We start from the raw sequence: 22,565 nt of genomic DNA on the forward strand, positions 1-22,565 counted from the left end.
GTTCATCCCGTCTCGTTCATATCGTCACGGCCGGGCCCGCCCGGCCATGACGGCGGGCGGCATCGTCGCCGCGCCGCCCGGTTCGGCCCCTGCCGCTCATGCCTTGCCGGCGCCGCGGAAATTGTCGACCGCCCACGGGCCGGGGCCGGCGAAGAAGAGATAGAAGAACACGAAGGAATACAGCGCCGCCAGCTCGCCGCCATTGACGATGGGGTAGAAGTCCTGCGGCGCGTGGACGTAGAAATACGCCACCGCCGTCATGCCCGACAGGATGAACGCCGTCGGCCGCGAGAACAGCCCGATCAGCAGCAGCACGCCGCCGACCAGCTCGATCACGCCGGCAATGCCCGGCGGTGAGATGAGGCTGACGCCCGACATCTGCGTCGCGGGAAGGCCGAGAATCTTGGTGGTACCGTGTTGCAGCAGCAGCAGCGACGCGACGACCCGCAGCAGGCTGAGGACGTGCGGCGTCAGGCGGTTCAGTATCGCGGACATGGCAAGGCCCTTCGGAAGTGGCGGGGATTGATGGGTATCAGCCTGCCCCAACGGCCGGGTGTCGGCAATCGCCTACGTCCGGTTGTCCATGCCGCCGCGCACAAAGTTCATGATGCACTGCGAATGATGGATTGAAGGAAGCACCTCAAGACGCTAGATGATCTTTGGGAAAAGGGCGCGGCAGAAAGTCGTAATCCGGGCCAACCCTTTGTAGGTGCGTAATTTTCAGCCGTGGCTGAATTTCCATCATGGTGGTGGAGCCGCTCCGGCTCTTACCCAACAGGGCTTCCGAAATGACGAAATGGGTCTACACCTTCGGCGACGGCACTGCGGAAGGTGCGGCGGAAATGCGCAACCTGCTCGGCGGCAAGGGCGCGAATCTCGCGGAAATGTCGAATCTCGGCCTGCCGGTACCGCCCGGCTTCACCATTTCCACCGAGGTGTGCACCTATTATTACGCCAATGGCAACGTCTACCCGGACAGCCTGAAGGCCGATGTCGACGCCGCGCTCGCCCATGTCGGCGCGCTCGCCGGCCGCACCTTCGGCGACCCCGCCAACCCGCTTCTGGTCTCCGTGCGCTCGGGCGCCCGCGCCTCCATGCCCGGCATGATGGACACGGTGCTCAATCTCGGCCTCAACGACGTCACCGTCGAGGCGGTGGCCCGCTCCTCCGGCGATGCGCGCTTCGCCTATGACAGCTACCGCCGCTTCATCCAGATGTACTCGAACGTGGTGCTGGACTTCCCGCATCATCATTTCGAGGAGGTGCTCGACGGCTTCAAGGACGATCAGGGCTACACGCTCGACACCGACCTGCATGCCGACGACTGGAAGGAAATCGTCACGCGCTACAAGGCGCTGGTCGAGCACGAGCTCGGCACTCCCTTCCCGCAGGACCCGCACGACCAGCTCTGGGGCGCCATCGGCGCCGTGTTCGGCTCGTGGATGAACCAGCGCGCCATCGTCTATCGCCGCCTGCACCAGATCCCCGAGAGCTGGGGCACGGCGGTGAACGTGCAGGCCATGGTGTTCGGCAATATGGGCGAGACCTCCGCCACCGGCGTCGCCTTCACCCGCAACCCCTCCACCGGCGAGAACGCGCTCTATGGCGAGTTCCTGATCAACGCGCAGGGCGAGGACGTGGTGGCGGGCATCCGCACGCCGCAGAACATCACCGAGGTCGCCCGCATCGAGGCCGGCTCCGACAAGCCTTCCATGGAGAAGGCGCTGCCGGAGGTGTTCACCGAGTTCGTCCGCATCGCCGGTGTGCTCGAAGGGCACTACCGCGACATGCAGGACCTCGAATTCACCGTCGAGCGCGGCAAGCTGTGGATGCTGCAGACCCGCTCGGGCAAGCGCACCGCCAAGGCCTCGCTGCGCATCGCGGTCGAACTGGCCAATGACGGCGTGATCACCCGCGAGGAAGCCATCGGCCGCGTCGATCCCGCCGCGCTCGACCAGCTTCTGCACCCGATGCTCGACCCGAAGGCCGAGAAGAAGGTCATCGGCACCGGCCTGCCGGCCTCCCCGGGCGCTGCCTCGGGCGAGATCGTGTTCTCTGCCGACGAGGCGGAGCTGCTCAAGACGCAGGGCCGCAAGGTCATTCTGGTGCGCATCGAGACCTCGCCGGAAGACATTCACGGCATGCACGCCGCCCAGGGCATCCTCACCACGCGCGGCGGCATGACTTCGCACGCGGCGGTGGTGGCGCGCGGCATGGGCAAGCCCTGCGTCTGCGGCGCCGGCACCATCCGCGTCGACTATGTCGCCGGCACTCTGACCTCCGGCGGCGTCACGCTGAAGAAGGGCGACATCCTCACCATCGACGGCGCCACCGGGCAGGTGATCGCCGGCGCGGTGCCCACCCTCCAGCCCGAACTGTCCGGCGAGTTCGCCACGCTGATGGGCTGGGCCGACGGCGTGCGCCGCCTCAAGGTGCGCGCCAATGCGGAGACCCCGCTCGATGCGCGCACGGCGAAGAATTTCGGCGCCGAGGGCATCGGCCTCTCGCGCACCGAGCACATGTTCTTCGACGGCGACCGCATCCGTTCCGTGCGCGAAATGATCCTCGCGGATGACGAGGCGGGCCGCCGCGCCGCGCTCGCCAAGCTGCTCGCCGCGCAGCGCTCGGACTTCCAGGAACTGTTCGAGATAATGGACGGCCTGCCGGTCACGATCCGCCTGCTCGACCCGCCGCTGCACGAATTCCTGCCCCACACCGACGCGGAGATCGCGGAAGTGGCGCAAGCGCTCGGGGTTTCCGCCGCCAAGCTCGCCGCCCGCAAGCGCGAGTTCGACGAGTTCAACCCGATGCTCGGCTTCCGCGGCTGCCGCCTCGCCATCGCCTTCCCGGAGATCGCCGAGATGCAGGCGCGCGCCATCTTCGAGGCCGCCGTGGCGGCGCAGAAATCGACCGGCAAGTCGGTGGTGCCGGAAATCATGGTGCCGCTGATCACCGGCAAGCGCGAGTTCGACCTCGTCAAGCACGACATCGACACGGTGGCGAGGCAGGTCGAGGCCGAGACCGGGGTGACGCTGGAGTACCAGGTCGGCACCATGATCGAGCTGCCGCGCGCCGCACTGATGGCGGGCGAGATCGCGCAGACGGCGGAGTTCTTCTCCTACGGCACCAACGACCTCACCCAGACCACCTACGGCATCTCGCGCGACGATGCCGGCACGTTCCTCGGCACCTATATCGCCAAGGGCATCTTCGCGGTGGACCCCTTCGTCTCGATCGACGTCGACGGCGTGGGCGAGCTGGTGAAGATCGCCACCGAGCGCGGCCGCGCCGTGCGCCCGAAGCTCAAGCTCGGCATCTGCGGCGAGCATGGCGGCGACCCGGCCTCGGTCGCCTTCTGCGAGGAAGTCGGGCTCGATTACGTGTCCTGCTCGCCCTTCCGCGTCCCCATCGCCCGCCTCGCCGCCGCCCAGGCCGCGCTGAAGACGCAGGCGGCAAGTCAGGCGTGAGCCCGCACCAGTAAGGCGTCATCCCGGCCAAGCGAAGCGCGAGCCGGGATCGCTCCCCACGTCCCACGCGATCCCGGATCGGCCTTGCGGCCGTCCGGGATGACGGACGAATGAGGGGCAGCCGGGCGTCGAGCCCGGCCGCACCACACCGTCATGCCCGGGCTTGACCCGGGCATCCGCGTCTTCGCGTTAGGCCGCGCCCCCCTCACCCGCCCTTCGCCATCCCCTTCAGCCGGTACAGCGCCTCCAGCGCCTCGCGCGGCGTCATCTCGTCGGGGTTGAGCCCGGCGAGTTCGGTCTTCATCGCCTGCGCCGCCGGGTCGGCCTTGGCCGCCGGTGCGGCGGGGGCGGGCGCGCGGTTGAGGGCGGCGAAGAGGGGCAGGTCGTCCAGAATCCGCTGCGTCGGCGCGGCGCGGTCGGCGGACTCCAGCTCGGTCAGCACGGCACGGGCGCGCTCGACCACGGCGTGCGGGAGGCCGGCGAGCTTGGCGACCTGGATGCCGTAGGAGCGGTCCGCCGCGCCGGGCACCACCTCATGCAGGAAGATCACCTCGCCCTCCCACTCCTTCACCTTCACCGTCGCGTTGACGAGGCGGGGCAGGCGCTGCGACAGCGCGGTCAGCTCGTGGAAATGGGTGGCGAACAGGCCGCGGCAGCGGTTCGCCTCGTGCAGGTGCTCGAGGCTCGCCCAGGCGATGGACAGGCCGTCGAAGGTCGCCGTGCCGCGCCCGATCTCGTCGAGGATGACGAGCGAGCGCTCGGTCGCCTGATTGAGGATGGCGGCGGTCTCCACCATCTCGACCATGAAGGTCGAGCGCCCGCGCGCCAGGTCGTCCGCCGCGCCGACGCGCGAGAACAGCCGGTCGATCACGCCGATGCGGGCGGACCGCGCGGGGACGAAGGCGCCGGCCTGGGCGAGAATGGCGATCAGCGCGTTCTGGCGCAGGAACGTCGATTTGCCGGCCATGTTCGGGCCGGTGAGCAGCCAGATGCGGCCCGCGCGCGCCCCCTCGGGCGGCGACAATTCGCAGTCATTGGCCACGAACGGCCCACCCGAGGAGATGCGTTCTTGGCGCAGCGCCTGCTCGACCACCGGATGGCGCCCGCCCTCGATGGCGAAGTCGAGCCCGCCATCGACCTCGGGGCGCACATGCGCCTCGTCGACGGCGAGCTGCGCCAGCGCGGCGGTGACGTCGATGGCGGCGAGCGCCTCGGCGCAGGCGCGGATGGCTTCCGCCTGCGCCAGCACCAGCGCGGCCAGCTCGTCGAAGATGCGCTGCTCCAGCCCGAGCGCCCGCTCGCCGGCGCTGGCGATCTTCGCCTCCAGCTCGGCAAGCTCGGTGGAGGTGAAGCGCATCGCCCCCGCCATGGTCTGGCGGTGCACGAAGACGACATCGAAGGGCGGCTCGCGCAGGCGGTCGGCGTTCTGCTGGCTGACCTCGACATAATAGCCGAGCACCGCATTGTGCCGGATCTTCAGCGCGCGCACGCCGGTTTCCTCGACATAGCGGCGCTCGAGGCTGGCGACGACGCGCCGGCTTTCGTCGCGCAGCGCGCGGGTGGCGTCGAGATCGGGCGAATAGCCGGCCCGGGTGAAGCCGCCGTCGCGGCGATTGAGCGGCAGCTCGTCGCCGAGCGCGGCCTGGAGCGTCGCCGCCAGCGCCGGGTCGATGCCGCCGAGCAGGCCCGCCGCCCGCGCCAGTTCCGGCGGCGCCGGGGAGGCGGCGATCAGTTCGGCAATGGCGGCGCCTTCGGAAAGCCCGCGCCCGATGGCGGCAAGGTCGCGCGGGCCGGAGCGGCCGAGCGCCACCCGCGAGAGCGCGCGGGCAAGGTCGGGCGCGCCGGAAAGGCGCTCGCGCAACCGGGCGCGCAGGCCGCTCTCGTCGACCAGATGCTCCACCGCGTCGAGCCGTTCCGCGATGCGGGCGGGGTCGGTCAGCGGCTCGGCAAGGCGCCGGGCGAGCAGGCGCGCCCCGGCCGAGGTGACGGTACGGTCCACCGCCGCGCACAGGCTCCCCGTCCGCTCGCCGGTGGTGGTGCGCAGGATTTCGAGATTCGCCCGCGTCGCCGGGTCGATCACCATGGCCTCGCTGGAGGCCTCGCGCTGCGGCCGGCTCAGCGGCGGGCGGGCGCCGAGCTGGGTGCGCTCGATATAGGCGACGACGGCGCCGGCAGCCGCCAGTTCGGCACGCGAGAAGCTGCCGAAGGAATCGAGCGTCGCCACGCCGTAGAAGCCGGCGATGCGCCGCTCGGCGGTGGCGCCGTCGAAGCTGTCGCGCGGCAGCGGGGTGACGGCGGGCTGGGAGCGCCAGAGCGGGCGCAGCGCCGGCTCGTCATAGATGGCGTCGGCGACCAGCAGTTCCGCCGGCTCGATGCGGGCGAGGTCGGCGGCCAAGCGCCCGGTGTCGGTCTCGGCGACCCGGAAGGAGCCGGTGGAGATGTCGGCGAAGGCGAGGGCGTAGACATAGCCGTCCTCGCCTTCCCCGCCCTTCACCCGGGCGAGGCTTGCCAGCACGTTCTCGCGCCGCGCGTCGAGCAGGGCATCCTCGGTCAGCGTGCCGGGGGTGACGAGGCGGATGACGTCCCGCTTCACCACGCTCTTCGGACCGCGCTTCTTCGCCTCGGCGGGGTCCTCGATCTGCTCGCAGACGGCGACGCGGTGGCCGGCCGCGATCAGCCGGTTGAGATATTCCTCGGCGCGTTCCACCGGAACGCCGCACATCGGGATGTCCTCGCCCTGATGCTTGCCGCGCTTGGTGAGCACGATGCCGAGCGTGCGCGAGGCGATTTCGGCGTCGCCGAAGAACAGTTCGTAGAAATCGCCCATCCGGTAGAACAGCAGGCTGCCGGGATTGGCGGTCTTGATCTCGACGTACTGCGCCATCATCGGCGTGACGCGCTCGGCATCGGCCGGCTTGGGCGTGACGCGCTCGGCGTCGCCGGACGCGTTCGGCTCGGCGGCCTCGTCGGAACCGGCTGTCTTCGGGGAAGCGTTCATGGCGTGGACGCTGGCAGAGGCGGGGGCGGCGTTGCAAGCACGCTCGCCCGTTATCCCCTCACTGTTTTGCCGATCGCGCCTTCCGGCGCCCGGATCGGTCCTCCGGGCGGAAAGGGCTTCAAAGCTCGATCCCGCGCAGCGCCTCGGGGTCCATCAGCCCCATCAGCCGGCCGGCGGCGGCGCGGGCGAAGCGCAGCGTCAGCGCCTTGCGCGTCGCGCCCGGCATCGGGTGGTGCGGCGCCTCGCGCACCAGCCCGCCGCCGAACGGGTCGGCGACCAGTATGCCGGCGTCCTCCGGCAATATGTCGAGCGGGAAGTCGGGACCGACGGCGAAGAGCAGCCGGTCGCAATGGAGCCGGTAGTCGGTCCATTTGCGGTCGGTGCGGAAGTCGATGACCGAGGATTTGATCTCGACCACCCACACCTCGCCGCGCGCGTCGAGCGCCGCGATGTCGGCCCGTCTTCCGGAGGCGAGGCAGAATTCCGGCACGCCGACCATGCCGCGCGCCGCCAGATAGCGCATCGCCCCGCGCTGGATGCCGCGCGCGGTCTCCGATTGCCGACCGTCTTCCGGCAGGACGAGGCCGGCGAGAGGGTCGTGGAAAGAGGTGTCGCTCATGGCGTGTACCCTATCCGTTCTCGTCGCGCGGCGGAAGATGACCCGGCGGGGAGCCGCTAGCTTCGGCGGGAAACGTCGTCCGCCGGCCCGATCTCCATCGGCGCCGCCTCGATGGCGGAGGCGTCCTCGCCGCGCGAGAAGGCGGGCAGTTCGGCGCCGGCAAGCGGGGTGGCGGGCGCGGGCGGGCGCGACCCGGCATGGAGCCGACGCACCACCGCGAAGGCGCAGATCAGCGCCGCCACGCCGAAGGCGACCGAGCCGAGCGCCTGCCCGGCGATGACGCCCTCGGCACCGAAATAATGGCCGCCGATCCAGACGAAGGGAATGGTGCCCAGACTCGCCCGGCCCCAGTTGAACAGGGTCGAGAGCAGGGGGGCGCCCAGATTGTTGAAGGCGGCATTGGCGACGAACAGCGCGCCGAAGAACACATAGGCGCCCGCCGCGTAGAGGCAGAAGAAGGCGACCAGATGCACGCCCTCCGGCGACAGGCCGAACACGCCGGCGAGAAGGTTGCGCGCCAGCGCCAGAACCGCCCAGACCGCCAGCACATAGACGAGGGTGAGCATCAGGCTGTCGCGGATCGACTGGCGCACGCGGTCATAGCGCCCGGCGCCGACATTCTGGCCGATCACCGGGCCGATGGCGCCGGTGAGGGCGAAGAGCGGGCCGAAGGCGACCGGGATCAGCCGGCCGATCACCGCCCACGCCGCCACCGCCGCATCACCGTGCGGGGCGAGCGCATAGGTGACATAGGCGTTGCCGACCGGGGTGGCGACATTGGTGAGGATGGCCGGAACCGCGATGGCCGAGAGCGGGCCGAGATCGGTGAGCAGGCCGGCGAGGCTCGGTCGTTCGGCCAGCCTGTGCACCCGCACCACGGCGTTGAGCCCATAGGCCGCCATGACGATGCGCGCCAGCACCGAGGCGATGGCGGCGCCCTCGACGCCGAGCCCGAGGCCGAGGATCAGCAGCGGGTCGAGCACGGCGGTGGCGAGCCCGCCCGACAGCGTGACCCACATGGAGCGGCGCGCATCGCCGATGCCGCGCAGCGTGCCGGAGGCCGCCATGCCGATGCCGAGCAGCGGCGTCGAGGGCAGCACGATCAGCAGGAAGTCGCGCGCCAGATCGAGCGTGCGCCCGCTGGCGCCGAGCAGGCTCAGCAGCGGGGTGAGCACCGGCAGCATGAGCACGGAGACCAGCCCGGTGGCGACGCTCATATAGAGGAGCGAGGATGTCGAGAGACGTCGCCCCGCCGCGACCTGCCCCCGGCCGACGGCGCGGGAGACCAGCGCCGAGCCGGAGATCATCACCCCGATGGCGACCGAGGTGATGAAGAACATCACCGTGCCGGCATAGCCGATGGCCGCCGCCAGTTCCTCCTCGCCGAGCAGCGAGATGTAGAACAGGTTCAGCAGGTCGACGACGAACACCGCCATCAGGCCGATCGAGCCCGCCGCCGTCATGGTGGCGACGTGGCGCAGCGTGGACCCGTGGACGAAGCGTGCCGCGATGGGGCGCGCGGGTGCGGAGGAACGGCTCATGCACGAGCATATGGCATGCCGGGGCGGCCGCGCACAGGCGCCGGCGCGCAACCGCGCCCTTGCATCGCTGCCAGCCATTGCGCCCATGCGCGCGACCGGCGCAAGGCGACGATTGAGAAGCGTCATCGAAATCGGCTAGAAGGGCACGCCCCGCACGGGCCTCGCGCCGTGCCGGCTCCCGATTCACCGCCTCCCGCCCGCGCGAACGGATCCGCCATGACCGCTGACATTACCGACGATCACGCCAAGGCCCGCGTGCTGGTGCAGGCGCTGCCGCACATGCAGCGCTACGACGACGCGATCATCGTGGTGAAATATGGCGGCCACGCCATGGGCGACGAGCAGGTGGCGCGCGACTTCGCGCAGGACATCGTCCTGCTCGAGCAGTCCGGCGTGAACCCTGTCGTGGTGCATGGCGGCGGGCCGCAGATCGGTGCGATGCTGGCCAAGCTCGGCATCAAGTCGGAATTCGCCGCCGGCCTGCGCATCACCGACAAGGCCACCGTCGAGATCGTCGAGATGGTGCTGGCCGGCTCGATCAACAAATCCCTCGTTGGCTTCATCAACGAGGCCGGCGGCAAGGCGCTGGGCCTGTCCGGCAAGGACGGCAACATGGTCGTCGCCTCCAAGGTGACGCGCTCGGTGCGCGACCCGGATTCGAACATCGAGCAGGTGATCGACCTCGGCTTCGTCGGCGAGCCCGAGACGGTCGACACCACCGTTCTCGACCAGATCCTCGGCCGCGAGCTGATTCCGGTCCTCGCCCCCGTCGCCACCGGCAAGGATGGCGGCACCTTCAACGTCAACGCCGACACCTTCGCGGGCGCCATCGCCGGCGCGCTCGGCGCCAAGCGGCTGCTGCTGCTGACCGACGTGCCCGGCGTGCTCGATGCCGACAAGCAGCTCATCAAGGAGCTGACCATCGCCCAGGCGCGCGCGCTGATCGCCGACGGCACCATTTCGGGCGGCATGATCCCCAAGGTCGAGACCTGCATCTACGCGCTGGAGCAGGGCGTCGAGGGGGTGGTGATCCTCGACGGCAAGGTGCCGCATTCCGTGCTGCTGGAGCTGCTCACCGACCATGGTGCCGGCACGCTCATCCGGCCCTGAGGGCGCGCCGTGACCTCATTGCCGGCGCCGCGCGCGGTCGACTTCACCCATGTGGATACGTGGGTGTTCGACCTCGACAACACGCTCTACCCGCCCGGGCTCGACCTGTGGCGGCAGATCGACCTGCGCATGCGCAGCTACATCGCCGACTATCTCGGCCTGTCGCTGGACGACGCCTTCGCGCTGCAGAAAGGCTATTACCGCAAGTACGGCACCTCGCTGCGCGGGCTGATGATCGAGCACGGCATGGACCCGGACCCGTTCCTCGCTAATGCCCACGCCATCGACCTCGCCTCGCTCGACCCGGCGCCGGAGCTGGGCGAGGCGCTCGGCGCGCTGCCGGGGCGCAAGCTCGTCTACACCAACGGCTCGCGCGGCCATGCCGATCAGGTTCTGGCCAAGCTCGGAATCTCCGACCGTTTCGCCGACGTGCACGACATCGTCGCCGCCGAGTTCCACCCCAAGCCGCACGAGACCGCCTATCGCGGCTTCCTCGCCCGCTTCGAGGTCGACCCCGCCCGCGCGGCGATGTTCGAGGACCTCGCCCGCAACCTCGAAGTGCCGGCGCAGCTCGGCATGCGCACCGTGCTCGTGGTCCCGCGCGGCGAGGCGGTCAGCCCGGCCGACCGCGAGGCATGGGAGCATGAGGGCCGCGACGGCGCGCATATCGACGTGGTGACGGACGACCTGACGGCGTTCCTGAATTCGCTGCGCGCGCCCTGAGCCACATCCCCGTTGACAGAAGCCGTCCGCGACCGGACAAGACGCCCCGGACAGCGGGAGAATGACATGTCGAGCCAGCTTCAGAGCATCGTCGAGAACGCCTTCGAGAACCGGGCCGAGATCAATTTCGAGACCGGCGGCGAAGTGCGCCACGCGGTGAACGAGGCGCTGGCGCTGCTCGATTCCGGCAAGGCACGCGTCGCCGAGCCCGGCACGGATGGCAACTGGACGGTCAACCAGTGGCTCAAGAAGGCGGTGCTGCTCTCCTTCCGCCTCAACGACATGACCGCCATTCCCGGCGCGCCGGGCGGCGCCCACTGGTGGGACAAGGTACCCTCCAAGTTCGAGGGCTGGGGCGAGGGCGAGTTCCGCGCGGCGGGTTTCCGCGCCGTACCCGGCGCCATCGTGCGCCGCTCGGCCTTCATCGCGCCGAACGTCGTGCTGATGCCCTCCTTCGTCAATCTCGGCGCCCGCGTCGATTCCGGCTCCATGGTCGACACCTGGGCGACGGTCGGCTCCTGCGCGCAGATCGGCAGGAACGTGCATCTGTCCGGCGGCGTCGGCATTGGCGGCGTGCTGGAACCCCTGCAGGCCGGCCCGGTCATCATCGAGGACGACTGCTTCATCGGCGCCCGCTCGGAAGTGGTCGAGGGCGTGATCGTGCGGCGCGGCTCGGTGCTCTCCATGGGCGTGTTCATCTCGGCGACGACCAAGATCGTCGACCGCGCCACCGGCGAGGTCTTCGTCGGCGAGGTGCCGGCCTATTCCGTCGTGGTGCCCGGCGCGCTGCCCGGCAAGCCGCTGCCCGACGGCACGCCCGGCCCCTCGCTCTACTGCGCGGTGATCGTCAAGCGCGTGGACGAGCAGACCCGCTCCAAGACCTCGATCAACGACCTGCTGCGGGATTGATCTGCGCTTTGTTTAAGACGTCATCCCGGCCGCAGCGTAGCGAAGAGCCGGGATCGCAGGCAAAGTAAGAGCGCGCGTTCCTTCGCGATCCCGGATAATGGCGTTGCCATTTCCGGGATGACGGCAACAGGAAGTTCGACATGGCCAACACCGCCGCCGATCCCGTCGAGATCCTGCGCAACCTCATACGCTGCCCCTCGGTGACGCCCGAGGAGGGCGGGGCGCTCGCCCTTGTCGACGCCCTGCTCTCCAATGCCGGCTTCGCGACCCACCGGGTGACGCTCACCGGGCCGGACACGCCCGATGTCGAGAACCTCTATGCCCGCTTCGGCACGCGCGGTCCGAATCTGTGCTTTGCCGGCCATACCGACGTGGTGCCGCCCGGCGATGCCGCGCACTGGCGCTTTCCCCCCTTCGAGGGCGCCATCCAGGACGGGCTGATCTACGGGCGCGGCGCGGTCGACATGAAGGGCGGCGTCGCCGCCTTCCTCGCCGCCGGGCTCGACTTCGCCGCCGCCCATGGCCACGACCCCGCGCGCGCCGACCTGCCGGGCTCGATCTCCTTCCTCATCACCGGCGACGAGGAAGGCCCGGCCATTAACGGCACCGAGAAGCTGCTGCGCTGGCTCGCCGACCGCGACGAGCGCATTGACCATTGCGTGCTGGGCGAGCCGTCCTCGCGCGCCGTGCTCGGCGACATGGTGAAGATCGGCCGGCGCGGCTCGCTCTCGGGCACGCTCACCGTGCACGGCAAGCAGGGCCATGTCGGCTACCCGCATCTCGCCGAAAACCCGATCCCCGGCATGGTGAGGCTGCTGGCCGGGCTGAAGGCGGAGCCGCTCGACGGCGGCAACGCGCATTTCCAGGCCTCGAACCTCGAGGTCGTCTCGGTGGATGTCGGCAATCCCGCCTTCAACGTCATCCCGGCGCAGGCGCGGGCGCGCTTCAACATCCGCTTCAACGACCTGTGGACGCCAACGACGCTCCGCGCCGAGATCGAGCGCCGGTTCGTCGCCGCCGCCGGCAACGAGGTGCGCTTTTCCCTCGCCTTCGAGGCGCGCTCCTCCGACAGCTTCCTCACCGAGCCGGGCGCCTTCGTCGATCTGGTAGTGGAGTCGATCGCGACGACCACCGGCCACCGGCCCGAACTGTCCACGACCGGCGGCACCTCGGATGCGCGCTTCATCAAGGATCATTGCCCGGTGATCGAGTTCGGGCTGGTCGGCACAACGATGCACGCCGTCGACGAATCGACGCCGGTCGACGAGGTGCGCGCGCTCACCCGCGTCTATGCCGCCATGATCGGGCGCTACTTCGCCGCCTTCGGCCGCTGACGCCGGGGCGCGGGCGGCCTATTTCGGCGCCGGCGTACCGGAACTCGATGTGGAGACGCTGTTCGAATAGAGGTCGGTCTGCACCCCGCCGCTCACCTTCACGCAGGTCGAGCCGCCCGGCACGCGGGCGAAGCCGGGGCCGAAGGCGGCGCAGAACGGATCGGGCTTCGGCGGATTGGACGGCGGCGGCGGATTCTGGGCGAGGGCCGGCAGCGCGCCCGCCAGCAGCGAGGCGAGCAGCGCCACGCCGGCAGCCTTCGATGCAGCCTTCGATATCGTGCGGTGCATTCCGGCCTGCATGCGTGTCTCCCGTCCCAAGCGTCGCAATCTCGGTTCCGATTGCGGCTCCAATCGGGCGTCGCCTGTTCTACACTTCCGCTCACCCTTTTGCCGATTCACCCCCGATGGAGCCTGCCATGCCGGCGATCCGCCCCGTCCTCGCCGCCAGCACCGCCGTCTTTCACGAGGGCCGCCTGCTGCTGGCGCGGCGCGGCAAGGCGCCCTCGCGCGGGCTGTGGACGCTGCCGGGCGGGCGCGTCGAGCCGGGCGAGACGCTGGCGGACGCCGCCGCGCGCGAGGTGATGGAGGAGGTCGGCATAGACTGCGCCATCCTCGGCGTCGCCGGCGCGCTCGACATCATCCAGCACGACGCGTCCGGCGCGCTGGCCGCTCATTTCGTCGTTGTCAGCCATGCCGCGCGCTGGGTCGCCGGTGAGCCGGCGGTCGGGCCGGAGGCGGCGGAGGTCGGCTGGTTCGACCCGGCGGAACTGCCGGACGAGACCACGCCGGGTCTCGCGGGCATCGTCGCGGCGGCGCTCCTGCTGGTGCAGGCGGTGGACGGCCCGGGGGCGATGTGAGTGCCTCCCCGCCGCCCGGCCTCTTGACGCCCGCGCGGGCCCGGCGCACCACAGCTTCCATGACGCTTGCGGTACGACATTCACGGCCATGATCTTCGCGGCACTCCGGCGGCGCGGCCCGCGCGCCCTTCTTCTGCTCGCCCTCGCCCTCGCCGCCGGCGCGGTGGCGCCCGGCCTGCCGTCGCCGGCCGCCGCGCAGTCGACGCAGGGCGGGGCGCCGCCCTATGAGGGCGACCTGCTGCGCCTCTCCGAGATCCTCGGCGCGCTGCATTATCTGCGCCCGCTCTGCGGGGCGGGGGAGGCGACGCGCTGGCGCGACGAGATGCAGGGACTGGTCGATATCGAGGCGCCGTCCGGCGACCGGCGCGGCCAGCTCATCGGCGCCTTCAACAATGGCTATGACAGCTATAAGCAGGTCTACCGCAGCTGCACCCCCTCGGCCGAGCTGGCCAGCCAGCGTTATCTCGAGACCGGAGCCAAGCTCTCGCGCGATATCGCGGCCCGCTACGGCAGCAACTGAGCGGGCGCGGGGCCGGCGATTGCGCGCGGCTGTCACTTTTTTGCCGCGGCATATTAACCGTCCTTCAATTCTTGGGCGGACCGCCCGGCGCGTCGTGCTAATGTCTTGTCGAGGCGCGTCGCTCGAACGCGGAGGATCTGTTTTTGTCCCAGCTTCCCGAAACGCTCGACATCGATGGCAAGGCCGATCAGGCCCATGAGGACGAGCGTCACGCGGCGCTCGCCTATCTCGATGAGGCGTGGAACGAGGCGGTCTATGACGGTCTCGACGAGGATTGCCTCGCGCAGGCGGCGCTGTTCACCGCCATCCGCTCCATGGTCGCCACCTATGGCGAGGAGGCCGCCGCCGGCTTTGCCGAGCGTCTGGCCGGGCGCATCCGCGCCGGCGAATACACGGTGCCGTTCAACCGCCAGTGAGCGGGACGCCGCGCGCCCGTCTCCTTTTCGCACCGACAGCCCGCCTCGACTCTCTCCCAGCTTGACCCTCTGCCGGCCAAACGTCCGACACGCGTGCGCCGCGCCGGGGGCACTCTTGCGTCGCGACCCTTGCGTCGCGGTGCCGTCTCCGGCCGGGAGGCGTGCCCGCAACGGCGAAAGGCGCGGCGACTTTCGTCACCGCGCCTTTCGAATTGTCAGGCTGTCATGGACCCCGCGAGCGGAGCCGTCGCTTTTCAGCGGGCGCCGATGGTCTTCGGCTTGGAGGGGATGAGACCCTCACGCTGGGCGCGCTTGCGGGCGAGCTTGCGGGCGCGGCGGACGGCCTCGGCCTCCTCGCGGGCGCGCTTCTCGGACGGCTTCTCGTAGTGGCCGCGCAGCTTCATCTCGCGGAAAATGCCCTCGCGCTGCATCTTCTTCTTCAGCGCCTTCAGGGCCTGGTCGACATTGTTGTCCCGAACGAGAACCTGCACGTGTAACCCTCTTCGTGCTTCGCGTATCGCGCGTGCGTTGAATTCTGGAGACCGGCGGACAGCCGATCAAGGTGTGCGCACTTAGCAGAACGCCGCCGGCTTGTCCATGGCCGCGCCGCCAAATGCCGGATTCCTCCGCATCGGAGCGCGGCCCGGCGGGCTCAGACGCCCTGAATCGCGATCACCTCGGCGACAGCGGCCTTGGTGCGGAAGCCGAGGGCCTCCTGATATTCCGGCGAGCGATAGGCGGCGAGCGCCGTCTCGTAGTCCTTGAAGGCGAGCACGACATTGCGCGAGCGCGCCGCCCCGTGCACCGCCTCGTGGCGGCCGCCGCGCACGAGGAACCAGCCCTGATATTTGCGGATGGCGAGGGCGTCGGCGGCGACATAGGACTTGTAGGTTTCGAGGTCGTTCACGTCGATGCGCATGACCCAGTAGGCCGTGCCGGGGCCGTCCGGTGGGCCGGAGATCACGCCGGCGGCCGGCTGGTCGCCTTCATAGCCCTCGATCACGAGGTGGTCGCCCTCGGAAGCGGCGACGCGGTGGGTGTAGGCGGCCTGGTATTCGGGCGAGTGGAAGCAGGCCAGCGCGGTCTCGTAATCCCTGAACTCGACGACCACGTTGCGCGCGCGGGAGACACCTTCCAGCGTCTCGAAGGCGCCGCCCTGGGCGAGGAAACGGCCCCCGAAGGAGGCGATCGCCGGCAGGGCGCCCTGCAGATACGGCTTGTAGCCGTCGACGTCGTTCACATCGAGGCGGCTGATCCAGTAGCCCTTGGCCATGCGTCTTCCCTTCGTGTCGTTCAGGTGGCGGCGAGCGCCCGCGCGATCTCGGCCTGCACCGCGCGGGCGGCGGCGGCCGGGTCGGGCGAGGCGACGATCGGCCGGCCGACCACGAGGTGGTCGGCGCCGGCGCGGATGGCGGCGAACGGGGTGGCGACGCGCTTCTGGTCGCCGGTGGCGGCGCCGTCCGGGCGCACGCCGGGGGTGACGATGGCGCCCTTGCTGCCGAGCGCCGCGCGCACGGAGGCGGCATCTGTCGGCGCGCAGACGATGCCGTCAATGCCGATCTCGCGCGCCAGCGCCACGCGGGCGGCCACCGTGGAGGCGACGTCGCCGCGATAGCCGGCCTCATCGAGGTCGGCATCGTCATAGGAGGTGAGCACGGTGACAGCGAGGATGCGCAGCGGGCTCGCGCCCTTGCCTTCCATCGCCGCGCGCATGGTCTGGGGGTAGGCGTGCACGGTGGCGAAGCTGGCGCCGAGCGCGGCGAGGCTCGCCACCCCGCGCGCCACCGTGTTGCCGATGTCGTGCAGCTTGAAGTCGATGAAGACCTTCCGGCCGTCGGCGATCAGTTCGCGGGCGAAGCCGAGGCCGCCGGCGAAGCCGAGTTCATAGCCGATCTTGTAGAAGCTCACCGTGTCGCCGAGGCGGGAGACGAGGCTCTCCGCCGCCCCGACCGAGGAGAGGTCGAGCGCGACGATCAGCCGGTCGCGCGGATCGGAAAGGGGCGCGCTCATGAAGGACGGTCTCCGCGGCTCAGGCGCGCAGACCAGCCCTGAGCGCCGCCTGCTCGATAAGCGCAGACAGCACCGCGCGCAACCTTTCCTGCGCGCGCGTGTCCTTGAAGTCGCCGTTCGAATCGAAGGCGCCGGCGGCGCCCGCCACCATCACCTGCTCGGCCAGCACGAGGCAGTTGAGGCCGAGCGCCAGCGTCTGGCGCAGCATCATCGAGGCGCGGTAGCCCCCGAGCCCGCCCGGCGAGGTGGAGCCGATGGCGTAGACCGGCCCCTTGAAGGCGTCGCCCTCGCCCTTGGCGCGGCTCGCCCAGTCGATGGCGTTCTTCAGCAGAGGCGGCAGGCCGGCATTGTATTCCGGCGTGACGAGGAACACGCCGTCGGCACGGGCAAGCTGGTCGCGCAGCTTGCGTGCCGCCTCGGGCACGCCCTGCTCCGCCTCCAGGTCGCCGTCATAGAGCGGCATCGGATAGTCGGCGAGCGAGAGCAGCACCGGCTCGCATTCCATCAGGGCGAGTTCCTTCGCCGCCAGCGCGGCGAGGCTCGCCGAGAAGGAGCCGGTCCGGATCGACCCGGCGAAGGTCACGATTCTCGGGGCGCGCATCTCATCCTCCGCTGTTGCGGTCATCGGCGCCGGGGCCGGACGTCCGGCCCGCGCGCATTGTCCGCCGATCTGGACCGGAACGCCGCGCGGGGCCTATTCCGCCGCGACGGCGTTCGGCGTCCCGGCGCTCACGCCGTCGCGCCCGCGATAGACCCAGACCCGGGCCGGCGGCAGGTTCGCCCAGATGCGCTGGCTGACATGGGCGTCGAAGCGCTCCGGCGCCAGCGGCATGGGCGAGACCACCGCATAGGTGAACTGGATGAAGGGCGCGCGCGGATGCGACAGCTCGAAGGACTGGTCCAGCAGGCTGTAGCGCTCCTCCACGGGCCGCGTGAACAGCGGCAGGCTGGACACCACGGCGATCGCGCGATCGGCCAGCGAGCCGTCGAGGGTCGCCTTCATGTTGTAGGCGTCGCCCTGGATGACCGTGGCACCGGGAAAGCGCGTCCTGAGCATGGCGCAGAATTCCGGGTTGTACTCGATGAGCACCAGCCGTTCCGGGGCGATGCCGCGCGCCACCAGCGCCGAGGTGACGGGGCCGGTGCCGGGGCCCAGCTCGATCACCGGGCCGTCCTGCGCCGGATCGACGAAATTCGCCATGGTGCGGGCGAGCGCCCGGCCCGAGGGCGAGAGCGCGCCGGTGCGCAGGGGATCCTGCAGCCAGGAGCGCAGGAAGTGCACCTCGTCGGGACGGGACTTGGGGGCGCAGCGCTGTGAGGCGCGGGAGGCGGGACGTTGCAGCATGCCAGCGAAATTCCGATGAGCCCTGACCGGACGGTTGCAAAAGGCGGAAGCGAGAGGCGGCCGGGCAGGTGCCCGACCGGAAATCGCGCCGGATTCAAAATGTCGAGCCTGTTCAGGTCGGGTCGGGCCGTCGCGATCCGGGCGGAATGGGCTCTTGGCTGACGAGTCGATGCCCGCGACTCTAGAGTGCTTGGCGGAGCATGTTAAGTCCCCGCGATGACAGCGCGATTACGTGCTGGCGCCCTTACTCCGCGTCACCGGCGAAGAAATCCTTCACCTTGGCGAAGAAGCCGCTCGATTCCGGGTGCGTGTCCTTCGAACATTCGGCGTCGAATTCGGCCAGAAGTTCACGCTGACGTCGGGTCAGGTTCTGCGGCGTCTCGACGACGACCTGCACATACATGTCGCCGCGGGTGCGGCTGCGGAGCACCGGCATACCCTTGCCGCCGAGCCGGAAACGCTTGCCGGACTGGGTGCCCTCGGGGACCTTCACCTTGGTCGTCTCGCCGTCGATGGTCGGCACCTCGAAGGAGCCGCCCAGCGCCGCCGTGACCATGGAGATCGGCGCGCGGCAGAACAGGTCCGCCCCGTCGCGCTGGAAGAAGTCGTGCGGGGCGAGCGACAGGAAGATGTAGAGGTCGCCGGGCGGTCCGCCGCGCACCCCCGCCTCGCCCTCATTGCCGAGGCGGATGCGGGTGCCGTCCTCCACGCCCGCCGGGATCGCCACCTGCAGCGTGCGCTCCTTGGTGGTGCGGCCGGCGCCGGCGCAGGCCGGGCAAGGATCCTCGATCACCTGGCCGCGGCCCTGGCAACTCGGGCACGTGCGCTCCAGCGTGAAGAAGCCCTGCGCCTGGCGGATGCGCCCGCTGCCGGAGCAGGTGCGGCAGGTGGTCGGCTGGGTGCCGGCCTTGGCGCCGGAGCCCGAGCACGCCTCGCAGGTGATGGAGGTCGGCAGGCGGACGGTGGCGTCCTTGCCGGAGAACGCCTCCTCCAGCGTGATTTCCATGTTGTAGCGCAGGTCCGCCCCGCGCTCGCGCCCGCCGCGTCCACCCCCGCCGCCGCGCCGCCCGCCGGCCATGCCGAACAGGTCGTCGAAAATGTCGGAGAAGGTCGAGGCGAAATCGGCGCCGAAGCCCGGGCCGCCGCCCCCGCCCTCAAAGGCGGCATGGCCGAAGCGGTCATAGGCCGCGCGCTTCTGCGGGTCCTTCAGAACCTCATAGGCCTCGCTGATCTCCTTGAAGCGGATCTCGGCGTCGTCATTGCCGGGGTTCTTGTCCGGGTGCCACTTCATGGCGAGCTTGCGGTACGAGCTTTTCAGCTCGCCGTCATTGCAGGTCCTGGTGACCTCGAGGATCTCGTAATAGTCGCGTTTGGACATGGGCCGATGTGCCGTCGCATCCTCTGGCGCCGCCGGCCGCGTGGCGCGGTTGCCTCTCGCGGCGGCGGGCGATCCGGTCCGGCATGCAGGAAACCTGCCGGAAGGCGTCCGGGCGAAGCCTTCCCCGCGCCCTATCGCAGCGCGGCGCGTACCGGGGTGCCGTACAGAAATCCGCCCCCGGAACGAATCCCGGGGGCGGCGTTGGGTCTGAGATCAGGCCGACTTCTTCTTGTCGTCGTCGACCTCGGTGAACTCGGCGTCCACCACGTCGTCCTTCGGCGCCTCGCCGGCGTCGTCGCCGCCCTGCTGGGAGGCGTACATGGCTTCGCCCAGCTTGAGCGAGGCCTGCGCCAGCGTGTTGGTCTTGGCGGCGATCGCCTCGGCGTCGTCACCCTCCAGCGCGCTCTTGAGATCGACGATGGCGGTCTCGATGGCAGCCTTCTCGGGCGCGCCGACCTTGTCGCCATGCTCGGCGAGCGCCTTCTCGGTGGAGTGCACGAGCGCCTCGCCGTGGTTCTTGGCCTCGGCCAGCGCGCGGCGCTGCTTGTCCTCGGCGGCGTGCGCCTCGGCGTCCTTCACCATCTTGTCGATGTCGGTATCCGACAGGCCGCCGGAGGCCTGGATGCGGATCTGCTGCTCCTTGCCGGTGCCCTTGTCCTTGGCCGACACGTTGACGATGCCGTTGGCGTCGATGTCGAAGGCAACCTCGATCTGCGGCACGCCGCGCGGCGCCGGGGGGATGCCGACGAGATCGAACTGGCCGAGGATCTTGTTGTCCGCGGCCATCTCGCGCTCGCCCTGGAAGACGCGGATCGTCACCGCGGTCTGGCCGTCCTCGGCGGTGGAGAAGGTCTGGCTCTTCTTGGTCGGGATGGTCGTGTTGCGGTCGATCAGGCGCGTGAACACGCCGCCCAGCGTCTCGATGCCGAGCGAGAGCGGGGTCACGTCGAGCAGCAGCACGTCCTTCACGTCGCCCTGGAGCACGCCGGCCTGGATGGCGGCGCCGATGGCGACGACCTCATCCGGGTTGACGCCCTTGTGGGGCTCCTTGCCGAAGAACTGCTTCACCACTTCCTGCACCTTGGGCATGCGGGTCATGCCGCCGACGAGAACGACCTCGTCGATCTGCCCGGCGGTGAGGCCGGCATCCTTGAGCGCCTTGCGGCAGGGCTCGACGGTGCGCTGGATCAGGTCGTCCACCAGCGCCTCGAACTTGGCGCGGGTGAGCTTCAGCGTCAGGTGCTTGGGGCCGGTCGCGTCCGCCGTGATGAAGGGCAGGTTGATCTCGGTCTGGGTCGCGGAGGACAGCTCGATCTTGGCCTTCTCGGCCGCTTCCTTCAGGCGCTGAAGGGCGAGCTTGTCGCCGCGCAGGTCGATGCCCTGCTCCTTCTTGAACTCGTCGGCGAGATAGTTGACGAGGCGCATGTCGAAGTCTTCGCCGCCCAGGAACGTGTCGCCGTTCGTGGACTTCACCTCGAACACGCCGTCGCCGATCTCGAGGATCGAGACGTCGAAGGTGCCGCCGCCGAGGTCGTAGACCGCGATGATGCCGGCCGACTTCTTGTCGAGGCCGTAGGCGAGCGCGGCCGCCGTCGGCTCGTTGATGATGCGCAGCACCTCGAGGCCGGCGATACGGCCAGCGTCCTTGGTGGCCTGGCGCTGGGCGTCGTTGAAATAGGCCGGGACGGTGATGACCGCCTTGTCGACCTTGGCGCCGAGATAGGCCTCCGCCGTCTCCTTCATCTTCTGCAGCGTGAAGGCGGAAATCTGCGAGGGCGAATACTTCCTGCCGTCCGACTCTACCCAGGCGTCGCCATTGTCGGCGCGCACGATCTGGTAGGGGACGAGATCCTTGTCCTTGGCGACCGTCGGGTCGTCGTAGCGGCGGCCGATCAGGCGCTTCACCGCGAAGAAGGTGCGCTCGGGGTTCGTCACCGCCTGGCGCTTGGCCGGCTGGCCGACGAGGCGCTCGCCATCCTCGGTGAAGGCGACGATGGAAGGCGTGGTGCGCGCGCCTTCCGCGTTCTCGATCACCTTGGGCGTGGTGCCCTCCATGACCGCGACGCAGCTATTGGTCGTGCCGAGATCGATGCCGATGACTTTAGACATATTGTTTCTCCTTCCGGCAGGCCGGCCGGACCTTCGCAAAGCGTCCTTCGGAAAGTGCCGGGCCTCGCCCGTCGCTCCCCCTGAACCGGCCCCCAAACAATAGGGTACGGCGCTCAGCGCGCCGTTCGAGGCCGATATAGGGGGCAGCCGTTTCCGCTGCAAGAAGGTGCATGCGCTTTAAAGCAGCGCGGGGCCTGCGGTCTTGTGCGCAGCGGCGTGCGGTGGCGGTTCCGGCGCGCTTGCGCCGCGCGCCCGGCGTCGTCAGCCGACCGCCGCCGGCGCCGGCGCCGGCTGGAAGCGGGCGGCGAGCGCCTGCAACACGGGGATCTGGCTGTTCAGCTCGCGCCAGTGGGCGGGGTTCAGTTCCATGATGGCGACCGCGCCCGGCGCCGGGCGCACCGCCCCCACCACCGCGTCCCAGTCGATGCCGCCCCAGCCGATCGGCAGGTGCAGGTCGCCCTCGCCGAACGCCACCGCTTCGGCCGGATGATAGAGCCACAGATCGCTCGCCCGCTTCTCGTTCGGGCGGCCGAAGGAATCGTGCAGGTGGAAATGCGCGACATGCGGGGCCAGCGCCGCGATCTCGGCGATCGGGTCGATCCGGGCGTCGGTGCAGCGAATATAGGCGTGGCTGACGTCGAGCGTCGCCTTCACCGCCGCATGGTCGATGGCCGCCAGCTCGCCGGCGAGCTTGGCCGGGGTGGCGGTCTCGCGGGCGTCGCGGAAGCGGAAGATGTTCTCCACGCACAGCCGCACGCCGCGCGCGGCCGCCAGGTCGCCGGCCCGGGCGAGGGCGTCGCGCTGGCGCGAATAGGCCACTTCCAGGTCGTCCTCCGCGTCGCGCACGAAGCCGGTGTGGATGACGAGGTGCTCGGCGCCGATGGCGGCGGCGATCTCGATATTGGCCGCCAGCACCTTCTCGTGGCGCGGCAGCCGCTCGGGCAGGTCCATCAGGTTGATGGCGAGCGCGCCGTGCACGCTGTAGCCGAGCCGGCGGCCGGCGAGGGCGCGCTGGAGGTCTTTCAGCCGGTCGCCGAGCACGCGGCCCTCGACCACGAGATGCCACGCATAGACCGGAAGCTCCACGACATCGACGCCCAGCGCCTCCGCCTCGTCGAGCCCGGCTCCGACGTCGTCGAATTCGGGGCTGCCTTCCAGCAGGGAGTAGCCGGAAGCGCGAATGGCGGGGGGCTGGATATGGAACTGCATCGTGTCGATCTTCCCTTGGG

At 69.9% G+C, this 22,565-nt stretch carries 21 protein-coding genes; 8 read left to right on the forward strand and 13 right to left on the reverse strand.

The genetic code is table 11. The annotated features are described in order from the left end of the window. Nucleotides 1-96: 96 nt before the first annotated feature. Complete coding sequence (locus GBB76_RS13855) at nt 97-495, reverse strand: DoxX family protein (protein WP_152303840.1); 399 nt, start codon at nt 493-495, stop codon at nt 97-99. A 293-nt stretch (nt 496-788) separates the two neighbouring features. On the opposite strand from GBB76_RS13855, the gene ppdK reads away from it, so the two are divergent. Continuing rightward, nucleotides 789-3,467, forward strand: coding sequence for a pyruvate, phosphate dikinase (gene ppdK, locus GBB76_RS13860; protein WP_152303841.1), 2,679 nt, complete (start codon nt 789-791; stop codon nt 3,465-3,467). A 205-nt stretch (nt 3,468-3,672) separates the two neighbouring features. On the opposite strand, the gene mutS is transcribed toward ppdK, so the two are convergent. The 3 genes from mutS to GBB76_RS13875 all read right to left on the reverse strand — a co-directional run bounded on the left by mutS (nt 3,673) and on the right by GBB76_RS13875 (nt 8,625). Next, on the reverse strand, nt 3,673-6,351 hold the full coding sequence (gene mutS / locus GBB76_RS13865) for a DNA mismatch repair protein MutS (RefSeq protein WP_371717117.1): 2,679 nt from the start codon (nt 6,349-6,351) through the stop codon (nt 3,673-3,675). Between the two features lie 232 nt (nt 6,352-6,583). Beyond that, nucleotides 6,584-7,084: an MmcB family DNA repair protein gene (locus GBB76_RS13870; RefSeq protein ID WP_152303843.1), complete on the reverse strand. Its 501-nt coding sequence runs from the start codon at nt 7,082-7,084 to the stop codon at nt 6,584-6,586. A 56-nt stretch (nt 7,085-7,140) separates the two neighbouring features. Further along, nucleotides 7,141-8,625, reverse strand: a complete 1,485-nt coding sequence (locus tag GBB76_RS13875) for an MATE family efflux transporter (protein ID WP_152303844.1) — start codon at nt 8,623-8,625, stop codon at nt 7,141-7,143. A gap of 216 nt (nt 8,626-8,841) precedes the next feature. Between GBB76_RS13875 and argB the strand changes: the two genes are divergently transcribed. The 4 genes from argB to dapE all read left to right on the forward strand — a co-directional run bounded on the left by argB (nt 8,842) and on the right by dapE (nt 12,701). Next, entirely contained in the window at nt 8,842-9,735 is an 894-nt protein-coding gene (gene argB, locus GBB76_RS13880) for an acetylglutamate kinase (RefSeq protein WP_152303845.1), read from the forward strand. 9 nt (nt 9,736-9,744) lie between these two features. Beyond that, nucleotides 9,745-10,458 carry a pyrimidine 5'-nucleotidase gene (locus GBB76_RS13885; protein WP_152303846.1) on the forward strand — a complete coding sequence of 238 codons (714 nt, stop codon included), beginning with the start codon at nt 9,745-9,747 and terminating at the stop codon, nt 10,456-10,458. Nucleotides 10,459-10,524: 66 nt separating this feature from the next. Further along, nucleotides 10,525-11,367 (forward strand): 2,3,4,5-tetrahydropyridine-2,6-dicarboxylate N-succinyltransferase, encoded by an 843-nt coding sequence (dapD, locus tag GBB76_RS13890; RefSeq protein WP_152303847.1) that lies wholly within the window; start codon nt 10,525-10,527, stop codon nt 11,365-11,367. A 140-nt stretch (nt 11,368-11,507) separates the two neighbouring features. After that, nucleotides 11,508-12,701: a succinyl-diaminopimelate desuccinylase gene (dapE, locus tag GBB76_RS13895; protein WP_152303848.1), complete on the forward strand. Its 1,194-nt coding sequence runs from the start codon at nt 11,508-11,510 to the stop codon at nt 12,699-12,701. Nucleotides 12,702-12,719: 18 nt separating this feature from the next. Here the strand turns inward: dapE and GBB76_RS13900 are convergent, their stop codons facing one another. Then, on the reverse strand, nt 12,720-13,001 hold the full coding sequence (locus GBB76_RS13900) for a porin (protein WP_246668930.1): 282 nt from the start codon (nt 12,999-13,001) through the stop codon (nt 12,720-12,722). Between the two features lie 116 nt (nt 13,002-13,117). On the opposite strand from GBB76_RS13900, the gene GBB76_RS13905 reads away from it, so the two are divergent. The 3 genes from GBB76_RS13905 to GBB76_RS13915 all read left to right on the forward strand — a co-directional run bounded on the left by GBB76_RS13905 (nt 13,118) and on the right by GBB76_RS13915 (nt 14,494). Then, nucleotides 13,118-13,558 carry an NUDIX hydrolase gene (locus tag GBB76_RS13905; protein ID WP_152303849.1) on the forward strand — a complete coding sequence of 147 codons (441 nt, stop codon included), beginning with the start codon at nt 13,118-13,120 and terminating at the stop codon, nt 13,556-13,558. Between the two features lie 88 nt (nt 13,559-13,646). Further along, the gene (locus tag GBB76_RS13910) at nt 13,647-14,078 is read left to right on the forward strand and encodes a TIGR02301 family protein (RefSeq protein WP_152303850.1); all 432 of its coding nucleotides are present in this window, start codon (nt 13,647-13,649) and stop codon (nt 14,076-14,078) included. A 143-nt stretch (nt 14,079-14,221) separates the two neighbouring features. Further along, complete coding sequence (locus GBB76_RS13915) at nt 14,222-14,494, forward strand: hypothetical protein (RefSeq protein ID WP_152303851.1); 273 nt, start codon at nt 14,222-14,224, stop codon at nt 14,492-14,494. A gap of 254 nt (nt 14,495-14,748) precedes the next feature. Here GBB76_RS13915 and rpsU read toward each other — a convergent pair whose 3' ends face one another. The 8 genes from rpsU to GBB76_RS13955 all read right to left on the reverse strand — a co-directional run bounded on the left by rpsU (nt 14,749) and on the right by GBB76_RS13955 (nt 22,545). Continuing rightward, a complete protein-coding gene (rpsU, locus tag GBB76_RS13920; RefSeq protein ID WP_152303852.1) occupies nt 14,749-14,985 on the reverse strand; it encodes a 30S ribosomal protein S21 in 237 nt (78 codons plus the stop codon). 161 nt (nt 14,986-15,146) lie between these two features. Further along, nucleotides 15,147-15,767, reverse strand: coding sequence for a DUF1330 domain-containing protein (locus GBB76_RS19030; RefSeq protein ID WP_152303853.1), 621 nt, complete (start codon nt 15,765-15,767; stop codon nt 15,147-15,149). Between the two features lie 20 nt (nt 15,768-15,787). Continuing rightward, nucleotides 15,788-16,504, reverse strand: a complete 717-nt coding sequence (gene pyrF, locus GBB76_RS13930; RefSeq protein WP_152303854.1) for an orotidine-5'-phosphate decarboxylase — start codon at nt 16,502-16,504, stop codon at nt 15,788-15,790. Between the two features lie 19 nt (nt 16,505-16,523). After that, on the reverse strand, nt 16,524-17,105 hold the full coding sequence (locus tag GBB76_RS13935; RefSeq protein ID WP_152303855.1) for an NADPH-dependent FMN reductase: 582 nt from the start codon (nt 17,103-17,105) through the stop codon (nt 16,524-16,526). Nucleotides 17,106-17,198: 93 nt separating this feature from the next. Continuing rightward, nucleotides 17,199-17,849, reverse strand: coding sequence for a class I SAM-dependent methyltransferase (locus GBB76_RS13940; protein WP_152303856.1), 651 nt, complete (start codon nt 17,847-17,849; stop codon nt 17,199-17,201). 244 nt (nt 17,850-18,093) lie between these two features. Next, complete coding sequence (gene dnaJ / locus GBB76_RS13945; protein WP_152303857.1) at nt 18,094-19,227, reverse strand: molecular chaperone DnaJ; 1,134 nt, start codon at nt 19,225-19,227, stop codon at nt 18,094-18,096. Nucleotides 19,228-19,440: 213 nt separating this feature from the next. Continuing rightward, nucleotides 19,441-21,336 (reverse strand): molecular chaperone DnaK, encoded by a 1,896-nt coding sequence (gene dnaK / locus GBB76_RS13950; RefSeq protein WP_152303858.1) that lies wholly within the window; start codon nt 21,334-21,336, stop codon nt 19,441-19,443. 261 nt (nt 21,337-21,597) lie between these two features. Then, nucleotides 21,598-22,545 carry a sugar phosphate isomerase/epimerase gene (locus GBB76_RS13955; RefSeq protein ID WP_152303859.1) on the reverse strand — a complete coding sequence of 316 codons (948 nt, stop codon included), beginning with the start codon at nt 22,543-22,545 and terminating at the stop codon, nt 21,598-21,600. Nucleotides 22,546-22,565 lie beyond the last annotated feature (20 nt).

It is taken from the genome of Ancylobacter sp. TS-1 (genome assembly GCF_009223885.1).
Lineage (GTDB): Bacteria > Pseudomonadota > Alphaproteobacteria > Rhizobiales > Xanthobacteraceae > Ancylobacter.

Bases quoted from the DNA above. Each gene is read 5' to 3' on its own strand.
- GBB76_RS13875 (WP_152303844.1), bottom strand. From the start codon at position 8,625: ATGAGCCGTTCCTCCGCACCCGCGCGCCCCATCGCGGCACGCTTCGTC.
- ppdK (WP_152303841.1), top strand. From the start codon at position 789: ATGACGAAATGGGTCTACACCTTCGGCGACGGCACTGCGGAAGGTGCG.
- dapD (WP_152303847.1), top strand. From the start codon at position 10,525: ATGTCGAGCCAGCTTCAGAGCATCGTCGAGAACGCCTTCGAGAACCGG.
- argB (WP_152303845.1), top strand. From the start codon at position 8,842: ATGACCGCTGACATTACCGACGATCACGCCAAGGCCCGCGTGCTGGTG.
- GBB76_RS13940 (WP_152303856.1), bottom strand. From the start codon at position 17,849: ATGCTGCAACGTCCCGCCTCCCGCGCCTCACAGCGCTGCGCCCCCAAG.
- dnaK (WP_152303858.1), bottom strand. From the start codon at position 21,336: ATGTCTAAAGTCATCGGCATCGATCTCGGCACGACCAATAGCTGCGTC.
- GBB76_RS13935 (WP_152303855.1), bottom strand. From the start codon at position 17,105: ATGCGCGCCCCGAGAATCGTGACCTTCGCCGGGTCGATCCGGACCGGC.
- mutS (WP_371717117.1), bottom strand. From the start codon at position 6,351: ATGGCGCAGTACGTCGAGATCAAGACCGCCAATCCCGGCAGCCTGCTG.
- dnaJ (WP_152303857.1), bottom strand. From the start codon at position 19,227: ATGTCCAAACGCGACTATTACGAGATCCTCGAGGTCACCAGGACCTGC.
- GBB76_RS13855 (WP_152303840.1), bottom strand. From the start codon at position 495: ATGTCCGCGATACTGAACCGCCTGACGCCGCACGTCCTCAGCCTGCTG.
- GBB76_RS13910 (WP_152303850.1), top strand. From the start codon at position 13,647: ATGATCTTCGCGGCACTCCGGCGGCGCGGCCCGCGCGCCCTTCTTCTG.
- pyrF (WP_152303854.1), bottom strand. From the start codon at position 16,504: ATGAGCGCGCCCCTTTCCGATCCGCGCGACCGGCTGATCGTCGCGCTC.
- GBB76_RS13870 (WP_152303843.1), bottom strand. From the start codon at position 7,084: ATGAGCGACACCTCTTTCCACGACCCTCTCGCCGGCCTCGTCCTGCCG.
- GBB76_RS19030 (WP_152303853.1), bottom strand. From the start codon at position 15,767: ATGGCCAAGGGCTACTGGATCAGCCGCCTCGATGTGAACGACGTCGAC.
- GBB76_RS13955 (WP_152303859.1), bottom strand. From the start codon at position 22,545: ATGCAGTTCCATATCCAGCCCCCCGCCATTCGCGCTTCCGGCTACTCC.
- GBB76_RS13905 (WP_152303849.1), top strand. From the start codon at position 13,118: ATGCCGGCGATCCGCCCCGTCCTCGCCGCCAGCACCGCCGTCTTTCAC.
- GBB76_RS13900 (WP_246668930.1), bottom strand. From the start codon at position 13,001: ATGCAGGCCGGAATGCACCGCACGATATCGAAGGCTGCATCGAAGGCT.
- dapE (WP_152303848.1), top strand. From the start codon at position 11,508: ATGGCCAACACCGCCGCCGATCCCGTCGAGATCCTGCGCAACCTCATA.